9 protein-coding genes and 3 pseudogenes are annotated in these 16159 nt (G+C 65.2%); 6 read left to right on the top strand and 6 right to left on the bottom strand.

The window, feature by feature from the left end:
• Nucleotides 1-170: 170 nt before the first annotated feature.
• The gene (locus tag G6N34_RS13530; RefSeq protein WP_085152515.1) at nucleotides 171-1076 is read left to right on the top strand and encodes an HGGxSTG domain-containing protein; all 906 of its coding nucleotides are present in this window, start codon (nucleotides 171-173) and stop codon (nucleotides 1074-1076) included.
• Between the two features lie 202 nt (nucleotides 1077-1278).
• Here the strand turns inward: G6N34_RS13530 and G6N34_RS13525 are convergent, their stop codons facing one another.
• Together G6N34_RS13525 and G6N34_RS13520 are read right to left on the bottom strand one after the other, a co-directional pair.
• Nucleotides 1279-2259, bottom strand: coding sequence for a hypothetical protein (locus G6N34_RS13525; RefSeq protein ID WP_133057773.1), 981 nt, complete (start codon nucleotides 2257-2259; stop codon nucleotides 1279-1281).
• 86 nt (nucleotides 2260-2345) lie between these two features.
• Entirely contained in the window at nucleotides 2346-3689 is a 1344-nt protein-coding gene (locus tag G6N34_RS13520) for a tyrosine-type recombinase/integrase (RefSeq protein WP_276061026.1), read from the bottom strand.
• A gap of 559 nt (nucleotides 3690-4248) precedes the next feature.
• On the opposite strand from G6N34_RS13520, the pseudogene G6N34_RS28480 reads away from it, so the two are divergent.
• The 4 genes and pseudogenes from G6N34_RS28480 to G6N34_RS28465 form a co-directional block, all read left to right on the top strand.
• Nucleotides 4249-6360, top strand: a pseudogene (locus G6N34_RS28480) (hypothetical protein); the annotation flags it as partial.
• Between the two features lie 90 nt (nucleotides 6361-6450).
• Nucleotides 6451-7218, top strand: a pseudogene (locus G6N34_RS28475) (hypothetical protein); the annotation flags it as partial.
• A gap of 117 nt (nucleotides 7219-7335) precedes the next feature.
• Nucleotides 7336-7758: pseudogene (locus G6N34_RS28470) on the top strand (PPE family protein); the annotation flags it as partial.
• Entirely contained in the window at nucleotides 7759-10275 is a 2517-nt protein-coding gene (locus tag G6N34_RS28465; protein ID WP_407663271.1) for a beta strand repeat-containing protein, read from the top strand.
• Here G6N34_RS28465 and G6N34_RS13510 read toward each other — a convergent pair.
• From G6N34_RS13510 to G6N34_RS13500, 3 genes are all read right to left on the bottom strand, one after another.
• Nucleotides 10265-10951 (bottom strand): hypothetical protein, encoded by a 687-nt coding sequence (locus G6N34_RS13510; protein WP_085152513.1) that lies wholly within the window; start codon nucleotides 10949-10951, stop codon nucleotides 10265-10267. The genes G6N34_RS28465 and G6N34_RS13510 overlap by 11 nt on opposite strands.
• A 102-nt stretch (nucleotides 10952-11053) precedes the next feature.
• Nucleotides 11054-12397, bottom strand: coding sequence for an NAD-dependent succinate-semialdehyde dehydrogenase (locus tag G6N34_RS13505; protein WP_085152512.1), 1344 nt, complete (start codon nucleotides 12395-12397; stop codon nucleotides 11054-11056).
• Between the two features lie 105 nt (nucleotides 12398-12502).
• Nucleotides 12503-13285, bottom strand: coding sequence for an SDR family oxidoreductase (locus G6N34_RS13500; protein WP_109788527.1), 783 nt, complete (start codon nucleotides 13283-13285; stop codon nucleotides 12503-12505).
• 86 nt (nucleotides 13286-13371) lie between these two features.
• Between G6N34_RS13500 and G6N34_RS13495 the strand changes: the two genes are divergently transcribed.
• A complete protein-coding gene (locus tag G6N34_RS13495) occupies nucleotides 13372-15627 on the top strand; it encodes a molybdopterin-dependent oxidoreductase (RefSeq protein WP_085152511.1) in 2256 nt (751 codons plus the stop codon).
• On the opposite strand, the gene G6N34_RS13490 is transcribed toward G6N34_RS13495, so the two are convergent.
• The gene (locus tag G6N34_RS13490) at nucleotides 15628-16098 is read right to left on the bottom strand and encodes a DUF4383 domain-containing protein (RefSeq protein ID WP_085152510.1); all 471 of its coding nucleotides are present in this window, start codon (nucleotides 16096-16098) and stop codon (nucleotides 15628-15630) included.
• Nucleotides 16099-16159 lie beyond the last annotated feature (61 nt).

Raw genomic sequence — 16159 nt, 5'->3', positions numbered from 1 at the left:
GATTCATTCATTCGCGGGTATGGCCCTTCGAGCTGGGTTGCGCACGCGATGAGTGGAACGTTCCACCGTTCCACTCGTCGGGGAGAAGGCGAGCACATATGTGACGCCGAGCAAGCAAACCCGAGAGACAGACGAGATCAAACAACCGATGAGATTGGAGTAGTGCCGAGATGAGTAACAAGGCGTACAAGGCGAACGCGAAGAACAAGACGGGTTCGAAGACGATGCGCGCGGGCACCTATGGAGCCGCCAACCCATCGAAGGCAGCCAAACCGCAGGTCGGGAAACCGACGAAAGTCGCGCCGGTCAAGTGCAGTGCGCGAAGCTCCCGCACCGGCAAGCCGTGCCAGAAATACCCGGTTGCGGGCGCAACCGTCTGCCGCACGCACGGCGGATCGGCCCCGCAGGTCCAAAAGGCCGCGCGCAGGCGACTTGAGCAGGCCGCCGATGCTCTGGTTCAGCGTCTGCTGGGAATCGCATTGGACGGGACTGCGCCCGATCAGGTCGCGCTGTCGGCGGTCCTGGCCGCGCTTGACCGCGCCGGCCTCAGTGTGAAGTCGACTGTTGGCGTGGAGGTTTCGGCGAAACCGTGGGAACAGGTGATGGACGCAGTGTTCACTCCGCTCGAAACCACGTCACGCGACGCGTATCGCGCGGCCCGAGACGGCCACCCACCCGCCCTGGCAGAGTCGCCCGCGCTCGACGGTGTCGCCGTCGCCGAGGTTGCCGACGTGATCGACGCCGAGATCCTGACCGAGCACGAATACGCCGCGAGGGTCGCCACGCGCCATGTCACGCGGATCGACCACACCGAGACACCTGACGACCACGAACGCGTGACCACGGCCCACACGGCGGGCGAATCGGGGTCATCTGGCGGGCCGGTCAACCCGCTGACCGGAGACGAGTACATCGACCCGTCGCGGATGAATCAGGGCATGACGATCTTCGAAGGTGCGGAGATCGTCGCCGAGATCAACCGGCGCAACGCCGAGCGCGCGCAGCGGCAGCGCGGCGACACGGGCCGCGCCGTCGTTCACCCGGTACGCCGAGCGCTGCCACGGGGGAGGTCATGACGACAGCACGACTGGGAGAACGACATGATTTGAAAACAGTTGGGTCAGAACATGTTTCAAAAAAGTTCTGAATCATGATAGCCATTGCATAGCCCAACGGTTGCGTTAGAGCGACTCGAAAGTGGCTCTAACTGCTCTGATTGGTTGATTTTCCGGCTGGTGCGTAGCCAGCGGAGTGGCATCTGACAAGTACCTGAATGCACTAAGGGCGTGCTTTGCGTGGTTGCGCGCCAAAATATGCGCCGCGTTGCCCGCGGGGTGGGGCGTCATTGAACCCGCTGAAGTCGAATGTAATGCCATTGGTCATTGTCCAACCCCCAGGATTGGCGACTGATGGGCCGTAGATCATGCCTGGTGTCAGCACGAACGGCGTTGAAATCGTTGACAGCAGGCCGAACTGCTCGTCTCCGGGGTCCATGGATTGTCGGTGTAGCTCCGCCTGGCGCGCGGGATCGGCGATATGCAATGCCGTGCGGACCTTCCGGCTTCCGTTGTCGAGGATCACGGTCATCACATCTTCACCCACAGACGAAGGGGCGAGCGAATGAGTCTCCAGAACCGCATCTTTCAATATGTCACGAACGGCGTCAGCGAGTGTTTCGGGGCGGCCTCGGAGCTGCTGAATTCGGTCCCGTGCCCGGTCGATGATCGGCCTGTAAACCACGCCGACGGCATTAATTCGGAAGGCTTTGAAAGCGTCGACTTCGGGTCCTAGCTCAATGCTCGTTGCGGAATCACCTTGCACAGTGGTTCGGAACATTACTTTGTGAACCCTGCCGTCTTTACGCTGGATACCTACGCCGAGAATGATCGTTGCGTACTGTGCTGCAACCGTTTTCGGTAGCCTGCTGTAGGCGCTCCGCAGCTTCTGCTCGACTCGATTTCGGATCTCGCGATAGTGCAGTTCAGGCGGCGGACGCCAGAAACTAAACGCCGAATCCGACAGGTCGTCATAACCGCTCACTGCTTCTGCGATGAGTTGGTCGGTCGGCTTGCCGTCGAGGTATGCAAGTCCGGTGTACCCCATCACGATCCAGCACCCTCGGGCGCAAACAATCACGGTCTTGTTGCTGTGTGGGTCGTGTTCGGAAGGAGTCGCTTTGGGCGAGCGCTTCTTGCTTACGAGTCGGTCGCTCGCGTGGATTGCCCAGTTGCCGACGACTGCGGAGGTAATAAGCGTCATGCATCACCGTCCGGCTGAATCGGGTTTCATTGGCGGCATCGATGCGCTTTCAAAACCATCTTTGGGGACCGGTCCGAGGAATAGCGTCACACCGCGGATTCTGCCTTGTCTTCAATCCGCGCGTCGGCAACCTCGGCCAGCTTCGGCGTTTCGACTAACGCCGAAAGCGCTTCGGCGACCTCAACGGCACGGCCCGACACCTGGCCCTGGTAGCGCAGGCTGGCGGTTTGGGTGCTGTGGCCAAGACGGGCCATTGTCTCGGGCAGGTTCGCAACTCGCGCGGTCTGGTGACCAGCGAAATGGCGCATGTCATGCAACCGCATTCCGGTCACGCCAGCCGACGCGCACGCTTCGCGGAACGCATCGCGCACCACCCGATCTGAAATATGACATCCGCCGCGCACCGGGGGAAACAACTGCGCAGCAGGACCGGGGCCGACGAACTCGGCCAGATGATGCTCGATGTCGTCGCGGATATGTGGCGGTACGACGACGTTGCGACCCTTGCCTGATTTCGGCGTGCTGACGTTGCACCGTGGTTTACCGCTAGCTGCCGCCTGCTTCTCGGTCAGGTGGGTGACACCGCGCGTCAGGGTGATCAGCTCGCAGTCGACGCCGATGTCCTTTCGCCGAAGTTCGATGACTTCGCCGAAGCGCAGACCGCACCAGGCGGCGATGAGCACGAGGGCGCGGAACTTGTCTTCGATCTTGTCCGCGATGACAGCCATTTCCTCAATGCTCGGCACCACCGATTCACGATTGCTTTTGGTCGATGTCGCCCCGCTGATCATCGCCGGGTTTCTCTCCAACAGCTCGTCTCTGACCGCTGTGTCACAGATCGCGTGCAAAAGTTGGTAGGCGTGTGCCCGCATTGTGGGTTTGTCTGTCAGGGTGCGCGCGTGCCAGTCGCGAATCAGCGCCGGTTTCAGATTCGACACAACGATATTGCCGAGCTTCGGCGCGATGTGCCTTTCGAGCAAGTTCGTGTAGTGCGCAACCGTCTTCGGCTTGAGATCGCGCTGTTCGATCCATCGCCTTCCGTACTGTTCCAACGTTTCGCGGTTGACCTCAACCGCCAGGCCGACGCGTTCGGCGGGGGAGAGCCATTGCAGTTGTGGCCCGTTCCCGCCAACCGGCGCAAGCGACGAGATCGCGTTTTGGATCGCTCGGCGTTCCTGTGTCAACCATTCTTCGGCGTCGATCTTGAGTTCGAACGTCGTCGGTGCGAAGTGTCGAACGTTGTCGGGGCCGATGTATGACGCTTGAAAGCGGCCCGATGAACGTTTGCGAATCCAACCCCAACCGCGATGGCCTTTTCTGCCCGACATGTGTTTCTCCTTGTTGTCCGGTTTCGACGATTCCGGTTTCGAGCCGGTGAGCCGATCCCACCCATTCCAGCCGGTTAGGTAGGTGACCAGCAGGGTTGCCAATTCGGGCTATCCATGGGCTGTGCTTAGCAGTATATCGCTGGTACCCGTTTGTGTCTGTTGGTACGCAAATGTAACCCAAAGTGACAGGGCGGCAAGGTAATTGCCTGATCGGAGCATGTTTCTGATTTTGCTGACCGAAAGGTTCGATACCAGCCGGGACCACACATTTCATGCGACATCTCACCGGCCCTGCCGGCTTTCACGAATCACCCCCGCGAAGATCAACGCGCCGGAAGCGCTGGCTTCAAGATCATTCGCATGGCTAATGATATGAGTTAGCCAGCGTCGGCGATTTTGCGAATGTTCATCGATTGGGTACGCACGCGGTCGCGCAGGTCGGCACGGGTTCGGCGCAGCGTGGAACCTTGTCGGCGACGGCCTGGGCTGGGCGCGGCATTGCCAGACCCAACCCGTCGGATCGTGACACTTCGTTGCCAAAGTTAACTGCCTGATTCGTCAATACCTGCTCGTGTCCTGCAGTCAGTGTGTTAGAAGTCACACGTGTGCTGATGGCGGCGGCATACCTTGGCCGGCGCACGGAGCCCCAAAGGGACGCGTGATGGATGCTGGCAGATTCGTCGGACGGATTGGTGCGCTCGCGGTCGCGCTTGGCGTCGGGGCCGCAGTCGCCTCGACTCCTGGGACGGCATGGGCCGAACCCTCACAGGCGGACGCCGGCCCCGGTGGGGGTGGCGACGCGTCGCCAGGGGCCAAGCCGGGATCCAGCTCCTCAAGAACCTCCGGCGCAGCGCGTGCCACGGCTGACTCGGCGCCGGGCGTCGGGACGGGAAAGCGCCCTCTTCGGACGCGGGATCGGTCGGATTCCTCAGCGGCGGTGCGTGATTCGATCGACCATCTGACCAAGGGTGTCAGAGAGGCACTTGCCCGCCTCGACACTCAGCGCGGAGACACTGACTCGAACCCCCGCCAGCCGCGGACTCGCGACTCGCGCCCGACTCAGCAGCGACCCGGCCGACACCTGCGTGACGTCGAGGCCGAGCGATCGGATGTCCAGGTGCGGCCCCAGCGATCTGAGCCCGGCAGGCACTCGCTTGAGGTCCGCCGGCCGTCGGCGCCGACCATCACTCCTGCGCCGGTGGCCCATGCTCCGGCGCCGTCGGCCACGGAGACGTTGACCAGTTCGACGCCCGCCCCCTCCGCGTCGCCGCCACGCGAAAGGGCGGAAAGCGTCTGGTCCCAGCTGCGGGGTGCGGTCGGGTTGCGGCCGTTCGGTGCCACGCCGAATCCCGATTCGCCCCCGGCGGCGCCCCTGGACCTGGTGTTGCTGGCGTGGACACGACGACAGAACGCGCTGACCTCGGCCGGGGTCACGCGAGCGGCCGACACCCACCAGCGTGGTCAGATCGCCGAGGGCATCAACAGCATCTCGAGACTGAGCACCGCGCAGGCCGCCGCCGAGCTCGCCAACGCCTACGTCGCGGCCGACTCTTCGGAACTCGGCAATCAGGGCAGCGGGAACACCGGCGGCGGCAATCAGGGCAGCGGCAACATCGGCAGTGGCAACACGGGCAACAACAACGGCGGTGACGGCAACACCGGCGACGGCAACACGGGCGGCGGTAACCAGGGCAGCGGCAACGCCGGCGACGGCAACACCGGCAACGGCAACGACGGGAACGGCAACACCGGCAGCGAGAACATCGGTGACGGCAACCAGGGCGCCGACAACCCCGGTCACGGCAACACGGGCGACAACAACGCCGGTGACGGTAATCAGGGCACGGGGAACGCGGGTGACGGCAACACGGGCAGCGGCAACGTCGGCGACGGCAACACCGGCGGCACGAACCCCGGCAGCGGAAACATTGGCGACAACAACGCGGGCGACGGCAACACCGGCAACGGAAACTCCGGTGACGGCAATCAGGGGGCCAACAACGGCGGCGACGGCAACCAGGGCGCCAACAACGGCGGCGACGGCAACACCGGCAGCGGGAACATCGGTGACGGCAACATCGGCGACGACAACGGCGGTGACGGTAACCAGGGGACCGGGAACGCCGGTCACGGAAACCACGGCAGTGCGAACGACGGCAACGGCAACACCGGCGACAACAACACGGGCTCAGGCAATCACGGCGACGGCAATTCCGGATCCGGCAATGACGGCAGCGGCAACTCCGGCAGTGGCAACAGCGGCAGTGCGAACACCGGCGACGCCAACCAGGGTGACAACAACGACGGCGACGGCAACACGGGCAGCGGCAACGCCGGCAGCGGGAACGCCGGTGATGACAACACCGGGTCCGGTAATGCCGGTGACGGCAACACCGGCCACGGCAACACGGGTAACACCAACACCGGACACGGCAACCAGGGCAGCGGCAACCAGGGCAGTGGCAACACCGGAGACAACAATCTGCCTGGGGCGCACGGCAATACGGGTGACGACAACAGCGGGTCCGGCAACCTCGGTGACGGCAACTCCGGTGGCGGCAACATCGGCGACGGAAACAGTGGCGACGGCAACATCGGCGACGCGAACACCGGATCCGGCAACATCGGCGACAACAACGCCGGAAGCGGCAACCAGGGCAGTGACAACTCCGGCGGCGGCAACCGCGGTGACGACAACTCCGGCAGCGGAAACATCGGTGACCACAACACCGGTCACGGCAATCAGGGCGACAACAACTCGGGTCACGGCAACACCGGCATAGGCCTGGGCATCGGGGAGAACAACTCCGGAAGCGGCAACCACGGCAGCGATAACTCGGGGTCGGGCAACATCGGCAACGCCAACACGGGGCACGCCAACCAGGGCGACGACAACTCCGGGCACGCCAACATCGGTGACAGCAACGAAGGTTCGGGCAACATCGGTGACGGTAATGCCGGGTCTGGGAACGTCGGCAGCGGCAACCAGGGCAGCGGCAACATCGGCAGCGGCAATCAGGGCGGCGGCAACACGGGCAACGCCAACCAGGGTTGGGGCAACCTCGGAAGCAACAACATCGGGTTGGGCAACAAGGGGAACAACAACGTCGGGTTCGGCAACACCGGAAACAACAATTTCGGGATCGGCCTCGTCGGCGACAACCTGGTCGGCATCGGCGGGTTCAATTCGGGGTGGTTCAACCTCGGCCTGGGCAACGCCGGCAACTTCAACATTGGATTCGGCAATTCCGGTGTCGGAAACATCGGTTTCGGCAACTCCGGAAACTACAACATCGGCTTCTTCAACTCCGGCGACGGCAATGTCGGGTTCTGGAACTCAGGCAGTGGCAACACCGGGTTCTGGAACGCAGGCAAGGCCAACACGGGCTTCTACAACTCGGGCAACACCAATACCGGCTTCTACAACTCCGGAAACACCAACACGGGGTTCTGGAACTCGGGCAACACCAACACTGGGTTCTGGAACTCGGGCAACACCAACACCGGTTGCTACAACTCAGGCGACACCAACACCGGGTGCTGGAACTCCGGAAACACCAACACCGGGTTCTACAACTCCGGAAACACCAACACCGGCAAGCATAATTCGGGCGGCACCAACACCGGAAACCACAACGCGGGTGGCACCAACACCGGCCACCACAACGCCGGTGGAACGAACACGGGGAGCTACAACGCCGGAGGCACCAACACCGGGAACCGCAATGCCGGTGGCACCAACTACGGCCACTACAACGCCGGCGGTACGAACACCGGAAGTTACAACTCCGGTGGCACCAACACGGGCAGTTACAACTCCGGTGGCACCAACACGGGTAACCACAACTCGGGTGGGACGAACACCGGCGACTACAACTCGGGTGGGACGAACACCGGCGACTACAACTCGGGTGGGACGAACACCGGTAACTACAACTCGGGTGGGACGAACACCGGCCACCACAATTCCGGCAGCACCAACACCGGGGACTTCAACTCGGGCAACACGAACACCGGAAACCTGAACTCGGGCAACACCAATACCGGCCACCTCAACTCCGGCGACACCAACACCGGCGTCTTGAACTCGGGGAACACCAACACCGGGAACGCCAATTCGGGCAACACCAATACCGGCATCGCCAACTCGGGCAACACCAACACCGGAAACATCAACTCCGGTGACACCAACACGGGCAACGCCAATTCAGGCAACACCAATACCGGCAACCTCAACTCGGGCGACACGAACACCGGTTACGCGAACTCGGGGAACACCAACACCGGAAACGTCAACTCGGGCAACACGAACACCGGCGATGCGAACTCCGGGAACACGAACAGCGGTGACCGCAACTCGGGGAACACCAATACCGGGAATGCCAACTCGGGCAACACCAACACCGGGAATGCCAACTCGGGGAACACCAACACCGGGAATGCCAACTCGGGTGACACGAACAGCGGCGACCGCAACTCGGGGAGGACCAACACCGGCCACGCCAACTCCGGCGACACCAACACGGGTCACCGGAACTCGGGCAACACCAACACCGGCGACTACAACTCGGGGAACACCAACACCGGAAATGCCAACTCGGGCAACACCAACCGGTTCGACTACAACTCGGGCGACACCAACACCGGCAACGGCAACTCCGGCGACACCAACACCGGCGACTACAACTCGGGGCGCACCAACACGGGCCATCAGAACTCTGGGGACACCAACACCGGGAACCAGAACTCCGGAAACACCAACTCCGGGGACAACAACTCGGGCAGCACCAACACCGGCAACGGCAACTCGGGCAGCACCAATACGGGCAATTACAACACCGGAGACACCAACACCGGAGACCACAACAGCGGCAACCTGAACACGGGCGATTGGAACTCCGGGGACAGGAACACCGGGAACCACCAGGCCGGCGACGGCCCGATCTGGGTGGTCAGTTCAGGTGAGAACAACGAGCTCAGTGCGGGGTCCTCCGGGTACGGCAATGTGGGAACCGCTGGAACGTCGGGGTACAACAACGGCGGCTCGGCAGGCAACTCCGGGTGGAACAACTCCTGGGGCGCCGGCAATTCCGGGACCGGCAACGCCGGTCTGGGCGGCGGGAACTCAGGGTCCGGGCACAACGGCGTCGGCGGCGGCAACTCGGGCAGCGACAACGACGGCGTTGGCGGCGGCAACTCCGGCAACAACAACGTCGGCGTCGGCAATGCGGGCAGCTGGAACTCCGGCAGCGCGGGCAGTTCCGGTGAGCAGAACTCCGGCTCCGGTGGTAACTCGGGGTTCGGCAACAGTGGCGGCTTCGGGCAGTCGGGTTCGGGCAACAGCGTTGGGGCGGGCAACTCGGGATCCGGGAACCACGGGTCGGCGGGCAGTTCGGGCCAGGGCAACGCGGGCAGCGGTGGGAACTCCGGGTCCTCCAACAGCGGTGCGGCTGGCCAGTCCGGGTCCAACAACAGTGGCGGTGCGGGCAACTCGGGTTCGGGCAACCATGGTGCCGCGGGCAGTTCGGGCGAGGCCAACGCGGGCAGTGGCGGCAACTCCGGGTCACACAACAACGGTGCGGCCGGCCAGTCCGGCTCGTACAACAGCGGCGGCGCCGGCAGCTCGGGGTCGGGCAACCATGGTGCCGCGGGCAACTCGGGGACGAACAATGCGGGCAGCGCGGGGCAGTCGGGTTCTGGGAACAACGGCGGCGCCGGTTCGTCGGGCACGAACAACAATGCCGCGCTGGGCAGTTCGGGCAGTGACAACCACGGTAACGGCGGCGGCTCGGGTTCGAGCAACTCCGGCAGTGCGGGCAGCTCGGGGTCTGGCAACCACGGCACCGCAGGCAATTCGGGGACGAACAATGCGGGCAGCGCGGGGCAGTCGGGTTCTGGGAACAACGGCGGCGCCGGTTCGTCGGGCACGAACAACAATGCCGCGCTGGGCAGTTCGGGCAGCGGCAATCACGGTAACGGCGGCGGCTCGGGATCGAACAACGCCGGAAGCTTCGGAAGTTCCGGCACGAACAACTCCGGCTCGGCAGGCAGTTCCGGCAGCGCCAACATCGGTGGCGGCAACTCCGGCGCGGGCAACATCGGGTTCGGCAGCTCAGGCACCACCAACCCCGGCGCCGGGAACTCGGGGGAGAACAACCCCGGTATCGGGAACGCGGGTTACGACAACATCGGCATCGGCAACTCAGGTGGCGGCAACGACGGCGACGGGAACATCGGCCTCGGCACCTCCGGGACCAACAATCTCAGCCTGGGCAGCTCAGGAAACCGCAACCCGGGCATCGGAAGCTCCGGCTCGTTCAACATCGGAGCGGGTACCTCAGGGCACCTCAACCCGTTCTCCGGCAACTCCGGCCTCCTGACCTTCGGGGTGGGCAGTTCGGGTCTGCTGACGCCGGGCGCGGGCAACTCCGGTGCCCTCAACTGGGGCGCGGGTGTCTCCGGCCTGCTGATCGTGGGGACCGGGAACTCCGGCCTGCTGATCGCGGGCGTCGGGAACTCCGGCAAGTTGATTCTCGGTGCCGGCAACTCCGGTGATCTCAACATCGGCGCATGGTTGTCGGGTGGGCTGAATCCCGGGGTGTACACCGCAGGGCTCCTCGGCATCGGTTACATCCCGCGCGCGCTGTACCTCGCCAACCTGATCTTCGTGGCGCTGATCAACCCCTGAAGATCTCAGCGCGTCGGGTACTGGCCCACTCGGCCATCGGGAAGCCCGGTTGGGCGTCACACAGTGAGAGCATCAGGACCGCCTGGCTGACGGCGACCAGACCGTAGTCGCACGTCCACGTCGGCTGCGACATCTGCCAGACCAGCACGCCGACGCCCGCCATCTCGAACCGCGTGAGGCGCATCGGCTCTCCCGGGCCCTGCGGCGCCAGGCCCACGGCCTCGCCACTGCACCCGCTCACGGCGCTGAACCCGTCCCGCACGACCGTGGCCGGATCGATGGGACTCGTGTACACGCTGGCGGCCTCGGCCATCAGGGCCGTGCCGGGCGAGGTGTATGCCTTCTCGGCCTGCTGGACCGCTCCCGGGGGTACCAGAGGCGAATTCCTGAACAGCACCGCGGCATCACACGTCGGCGGGTCGGCGCTGGTGAAGTAGTTGGGCCCGACGGGGATCGAGGTCACCGGCCCTGCGGGGGTCTCGGCCCCTGACGGCAACAGCAGACCCGCGGCGTCGGGCGGCGGCGCCACCGTCGTGGTCGTCGTGGTGGGAGATGCGCTTGTCGTCGCGGTGTCGGGCGCGGCCATTGGGGCGCCCGCGGTCAGCTCGCTGCAACCGGTAAGCAGTCCGACGGTCACGGCGACGGCCGACACGAGGCCTGCATGCGGGGTGTGCATACGGTGAAGTTACCCCGCGTCGAGGGGCCATATGGGCATGAAATTGCAGGCAGGGGCGGCGACCGGACCGGTCACCGCCCCTGCGCGCAGGTTGTGATCGCGTCAGCCGACGCGGATCAGCTTCTTGTTGACGAACTCGTCGATGCCGAAACGGCCCAGTTCGCGGCCGAAACCGGACCGCTTGACGCCGCCGAACGGCAGTTCCACACCGTCGGCGCCGACGACGTTGACGAAGACCATGCCAGCCTCAATCTTGTCGGCGACCCGCAGCGCCTGCTCCTGGTCGGCGGTGAACACGTAGGAGCCCAGCCCGAACGGGGTGTCGTTGGCCAGTTCGACGGCCTCGTCCTCGTCGGCCACCTTGTAGACCGTGGCGACGGGTCCGAACAGCTCCTCCTTGTAGGACGGTGACTCGGGCGTGACACCGGTGAGCACGCCGGGCGGGAAGTGCGCGCCCTTGCGCTCGCCGGCCGACACCAGCTTGGCGCCGCTGTCGACGGCCTTCTGCACCTGCTGCTCGAGGCGTTCTGCGGCGGCGACCGACGACAGCGGGGCGAGGCTGCCCGCGGCGCCGAGCACCCTTTCGGTGAACTTCGCCAGGAAGTCGTCGTAGATGTCGGCGGCGACGATGAACCGCTTGGCGGCGTTGCAGGCCTGGCCGGTGTTCTCGAACCGACCGCTGAACGCGGCCTCGACCGTCTCGTCGAGGTTGTCGGTGGACAGCACGATGAACGGATCCGAGCCACCGAGTTCGAGAACGACCTTCTTGAGGTTGCGGCCAGCGATCTCGGCCACCGCCGCACCGGCGCGCTCCGAACCGGTCAGCGACACACCCTGGACGCGGGGATCGGCGATTGCGTCGGCGATCTGCTCGTTGGTCGCGTAGACGTTGACGTAGGCGCCCTTGGGGTAGCCGGCGTCGTCGAAGATCTTCTGCATGGCCGCCGCCGACTCCGGGCACTGCGGCGCGTGCTTGAGCACGATCGTGTTGCCCAGCGTCAGGTTGGGACCGGCGAACCGCGCCACCTGGTAGTACGGGTAGTTCCACGGCATGATGCCCAGCAGCACGCCCACCGGCGTCCGCTTGATCACCGCACTGCCCTCGCCGTCGAGCAGGTCGATCGGCTCGTCGGCCAGGAACTTCTCTGCGTTGTCCGCGTAGTACTCGTAGATGGCGGCGGAGAACTCGACCTCACCCTTGGCGTCGTCGAACGGCTTGCCCATCTCGCGTTCGATGATCTTGGCCAGTTCCTCGGCGCGCTCGGCGTGCAGTTGTCCGACCTTGCGGATGAGCGCGGCGCGGTCGGCGACCGTCGTCGTCTTCGACCACTCCTTGAACGCCTTGGAGGCCGAGGCCAGGGCCTCCTCGATCTGCTGGTCGGTGGCGGTCGGGTATTCCTGAACCGTCTCCCCGGTGGCGGGATCGACTACGGCGTACAGGCTCATAACGCGCTCTCCTTCCGTTCTACGGATCGTTCCGTTCAGGCCAGCCTAGGCTGACGGGTACGTCATGTGCGAGGCGTTGCCGCGACGAAATCCGTCGGTCCTGTGTCACAGGGTCATGCCCGCGGTGGTGCTCAACCCGCCGTCGACGGGAATCACCGCGCCGGTCACGTAGTTCGCGGCGCGCGACGCCAGGTAGATCGCCACGCCGATCATGTCCTCGTCCCTGCCGATGCGCCCGACGGGAGTGGCCGCGGCCAGGCGGTCGCCGACGGCGTCGAGGGTCGCGGCCATCATCTTGGACCGGAACGGGCCGGGGGCGATCGCGTTGACCAGGATGTCGGGGGCCAGCACGTGCGCCATGTGCCGGGTCAGCTGGTGCAGTCCGGCTTTGGACGCCGAGTAGGAGAACGTGGGGGTGCGGGGTACCGCGATCCCGTCGATCGAGCCCACGTTGATCACGCGGGCGGGATCGTCGTCGGTGCGGGCCGCGTCCAGCAGGGGGCGGGCCGCCTGGGTGAGTGCGAAGGGCGCCTTGACGTTGAGCGTCAGCACTTTGTCGAACGCCTCAAGGGGGAAGCTGTCGAAGGGTGCACCCCAGACCGCGCCGGCGTTGTTGACCAGGATGTGCAGTCGGTCCTCACGGGCGGCGACCTCGTCGATCAGCGCCTGACACTGCGCGACGTCGCTGACGTCGGCCGGGATCGCGTGCACCTCGCCGAACTCGGACAACGTCTCACTCGCCGCGGCGCAGGCCTCTGGTTTCCGTGACGCGATGTAGACCTTGGCCCCCGCGCGCAGGTAACCCTGCGCGATCATCAGCCCGATTCCGCTCGTGCCGCCGGTGATCAGGGCGGTCTTGCCGGCGATGGAGAACAGTTCATCAAGCACGTCCCGAAATGTAGACGCGCAGAAAGACCGTGACTAGATGGACTGACTGGTCTATGCTGGGACCGACTTCGGCGAGGGAGTGATCCGTGAGTGATCAGACGTCCGACTGGCAGCCCACCGCGTGCATTCTGTGCGAATGCAACTGCGGCATCATCGTGCAGACGGAAGGGCGCACTCTGGCCAAGATCCGCGGAGACAAGGACCATCCCGGGACGCAGGGTTACACCTGCAACAAAGCCTTGAGGCTGGACCACTATCAGAACAACCGGGCCCGTCTGACGTCCCCGCTGCGCCGTCGCGCCGACGGCAGCTATGAGGAGATCGACTGGGACACCGCGATTTCCGAGATCGCCGAGAAGTTCTCCCAGATCCGCGACACCTACGGCGGCGACAAGGTCTTCTACTACGGCGGTGGTGGTCAGGGCAACCACCTCGGCGGCGCCTACAGTGGCGCGTTCCTCAAGGCGATCGGCGCGCGGTACAGGTCCAACGCCCTGGCGCAGGAGAAGACCGGCGAGGGGTGGGTGGACAGCCTTCTCTACGGCGGGCACACGCGCGGCGAGTTCGAGCACGCCGAGGTCTCGGTGTTCGTCGGCAAGAACCCGTGGATGTCACAGAGCTTTCCCCGCGCGAGGGTCGTCCTCAATGAGATCGCCAAGGATCCCGCGCGGTCGATGATCGTGCTGGATCCGGTGCTGACCGACACCGCGAAGATGGCCGACTTCCACCTGCGGGTCACACCCGGCACCGACGCCTGGTGCCTCGCCGCGATGGCGGCCGTCCTGGTGCAGGAGAACTTGTGCGACGAGGCGTTTCTGGCCGAGCACGTCACCGGTGTCGACGCCGTCAAGGCCGTGCTGCGCGACGTGGACATCACCGTGTACGCCGCACACTGCGGCGTCGACGAGGAACTGCTGCGGGCCGCCGCGCGGCGGATGGCCTCCGCCGACAGCGTCGCGGTGTTCGAAGACCTCGGCGTCCAACAGGCCCCGAACAGCACGCTGTGCTCCTACCTGGACAAGATGCTGTGGATCCTCACCGGCAGTTTCGCCAAACGTGGTGGCCAGCACCTGCATTCATGGATGGCCCCGCTGTTCGCGCCGGGTGGGGTGGGCCGGACACCGGTCACCGGAGCGCCGGTGATCGGCGGTCTGACGCCGAGCAACGTTGTGCCGCAGGAGATTCTGACCGATCACCCGGACCGGTTCCGGGCCATGATCGTCGAGAGCAGCAACCCAGCCCATTCCATCGCCGACTCGGGGCAGGTTGCCGCCGCGCTGCGGGCCCTCGAACTCGTCGTCGTCATCGACGTCGCGATGACCGAGACCGCCCGGCTGGCCCACTATGTGCTTCCGGCCGCGTCCCAGTTCGAGAAGGCCGAGGCGACTTTCTTCAACCTCGAGTTCCCGCACAACACCTTTCAACTGAGGCACCCGATCCTCGAACCCGCCGAGGGCACTCTGCCCGAACCGGAGATCTGGGCGCGCCTGATGCGCGCCCTGGGATACGTCGACGACGCGGACCTCGAACCGCTGCGCCGCGCGGCCCGTGAGGGACTCGACGCCTATGCGGTGGCCTTCCTGACCGCGGTGTCGACCGTGCCCACCCTGGCCAAGGCGTTGCCGTACGTTCTCTACGAGACGCTCGGGCCGACGCTTCCCGACGGCCTGCGGGGCGCCGCGGCGTTGTGGGGACTGGCGCAGAAGGTCGCGATGACCTACCCGGAGGCCATGCGGCGGGCCGGGCACGCCGACGGCAATGCACTCTTCGAGGCGATCCTCACAAAACGGTCCGGCGTGACGTTCACCGTGCACGACTACGCCGACGACTTCGCGCTCATCACGCACGCCGACCACCGGATCGCCTTCGAGATCCCCGAACTGCTCGACGAACTGCGCCGACTGCCGTCCGCGCCGCCGAAGTTGACCACCGACGAATTCCCGATCGTGCTGGCCGCCGGGGAACGACGGGCCTACACCGCCAACGACATCCTGCGGGACCCGAGTTGGCGTAAACGCGACGGGGACGGCGCTCTGCGGATCAGCGTCGAGGACGCCGCGGCGCTGGGCCTGGCCGACGGGGCGCGCGCCCGGGTCACGACGGCAGCGGGCAGCGCCGAGGCCACCGTCGAGGTCAGTGAGGCGATGCTGCCGGGGCACGCCGCGCTGCCCAACGGCTTCGGCCTGGACTACACCGGCGAGGACGGCACCGTCACCGTGCCCGGTGTGGCGCCCAACGCGCTGACGTCGTCCGACTGGCGCGACGCGTTCGCCGGAACGCCGTGGCACAAGCATGTGCCCGCGCGGATTGAAGCGCTCGACCCGGTCGGCGCGCTCAGCTGATCAGCGGATCGCGGTCCCGCGCGCCTCACTTCGGCCCAGCGTCGCGCCCAGCAGGAGCATGAGCACCGCCAGGAGGATGTGCAGCCAGTTGTCGGCCGTGTTCACCGGCACGAAGTTTGCGCTGGACTGTTGGTCGATCACCAGACCGTAGATCCACAGCACGGCGTAGATGATGCCGCTGCCGATCAGGAACCCGCGGGCGCCCGAAAACGTGCGTGACAGCACGAGTCCGGCCACGCCGAACGCCAGGTGCACCAGGTTGTGCAGCACTGACACGTTGAACACCCCCAGAAGCAGAGCGCCCGAGTGGTGCCCGGCGAAGGACAGCTGATCGTAGTTTGTCGTGATACCCGGAATGAAGCCCAGAATTCCCACCAGGAGGAACACCGCGCCCACCGCGAGCGCCGCGACTTGAATCGGTGTTCGGGTGCGCTCGGAGAGTGCGCTGCGCTTCGGTTGTCCTGTCGTCATGTCGTCCTCCCGTGTGACGTGATGTGTTCATCCCAGAACAAGGCGTTTCCCAAAGGAGCGC

It is taken from the genome of Mycolicibacterium confluentis, from assembly GCF_010729895.1.
Lineage (GTDB): Bacteria > Actinomycetota > Actinomycetes > Mycobacteriales > Mycobacteriaceae > Mycobacterium > Mycobacterium confluentis.
The sequence above is the reverse complement of the archived record's forward strand: the minus strand, read 5'-3'. Positions and strand labels throughout refer to the sequence as shown.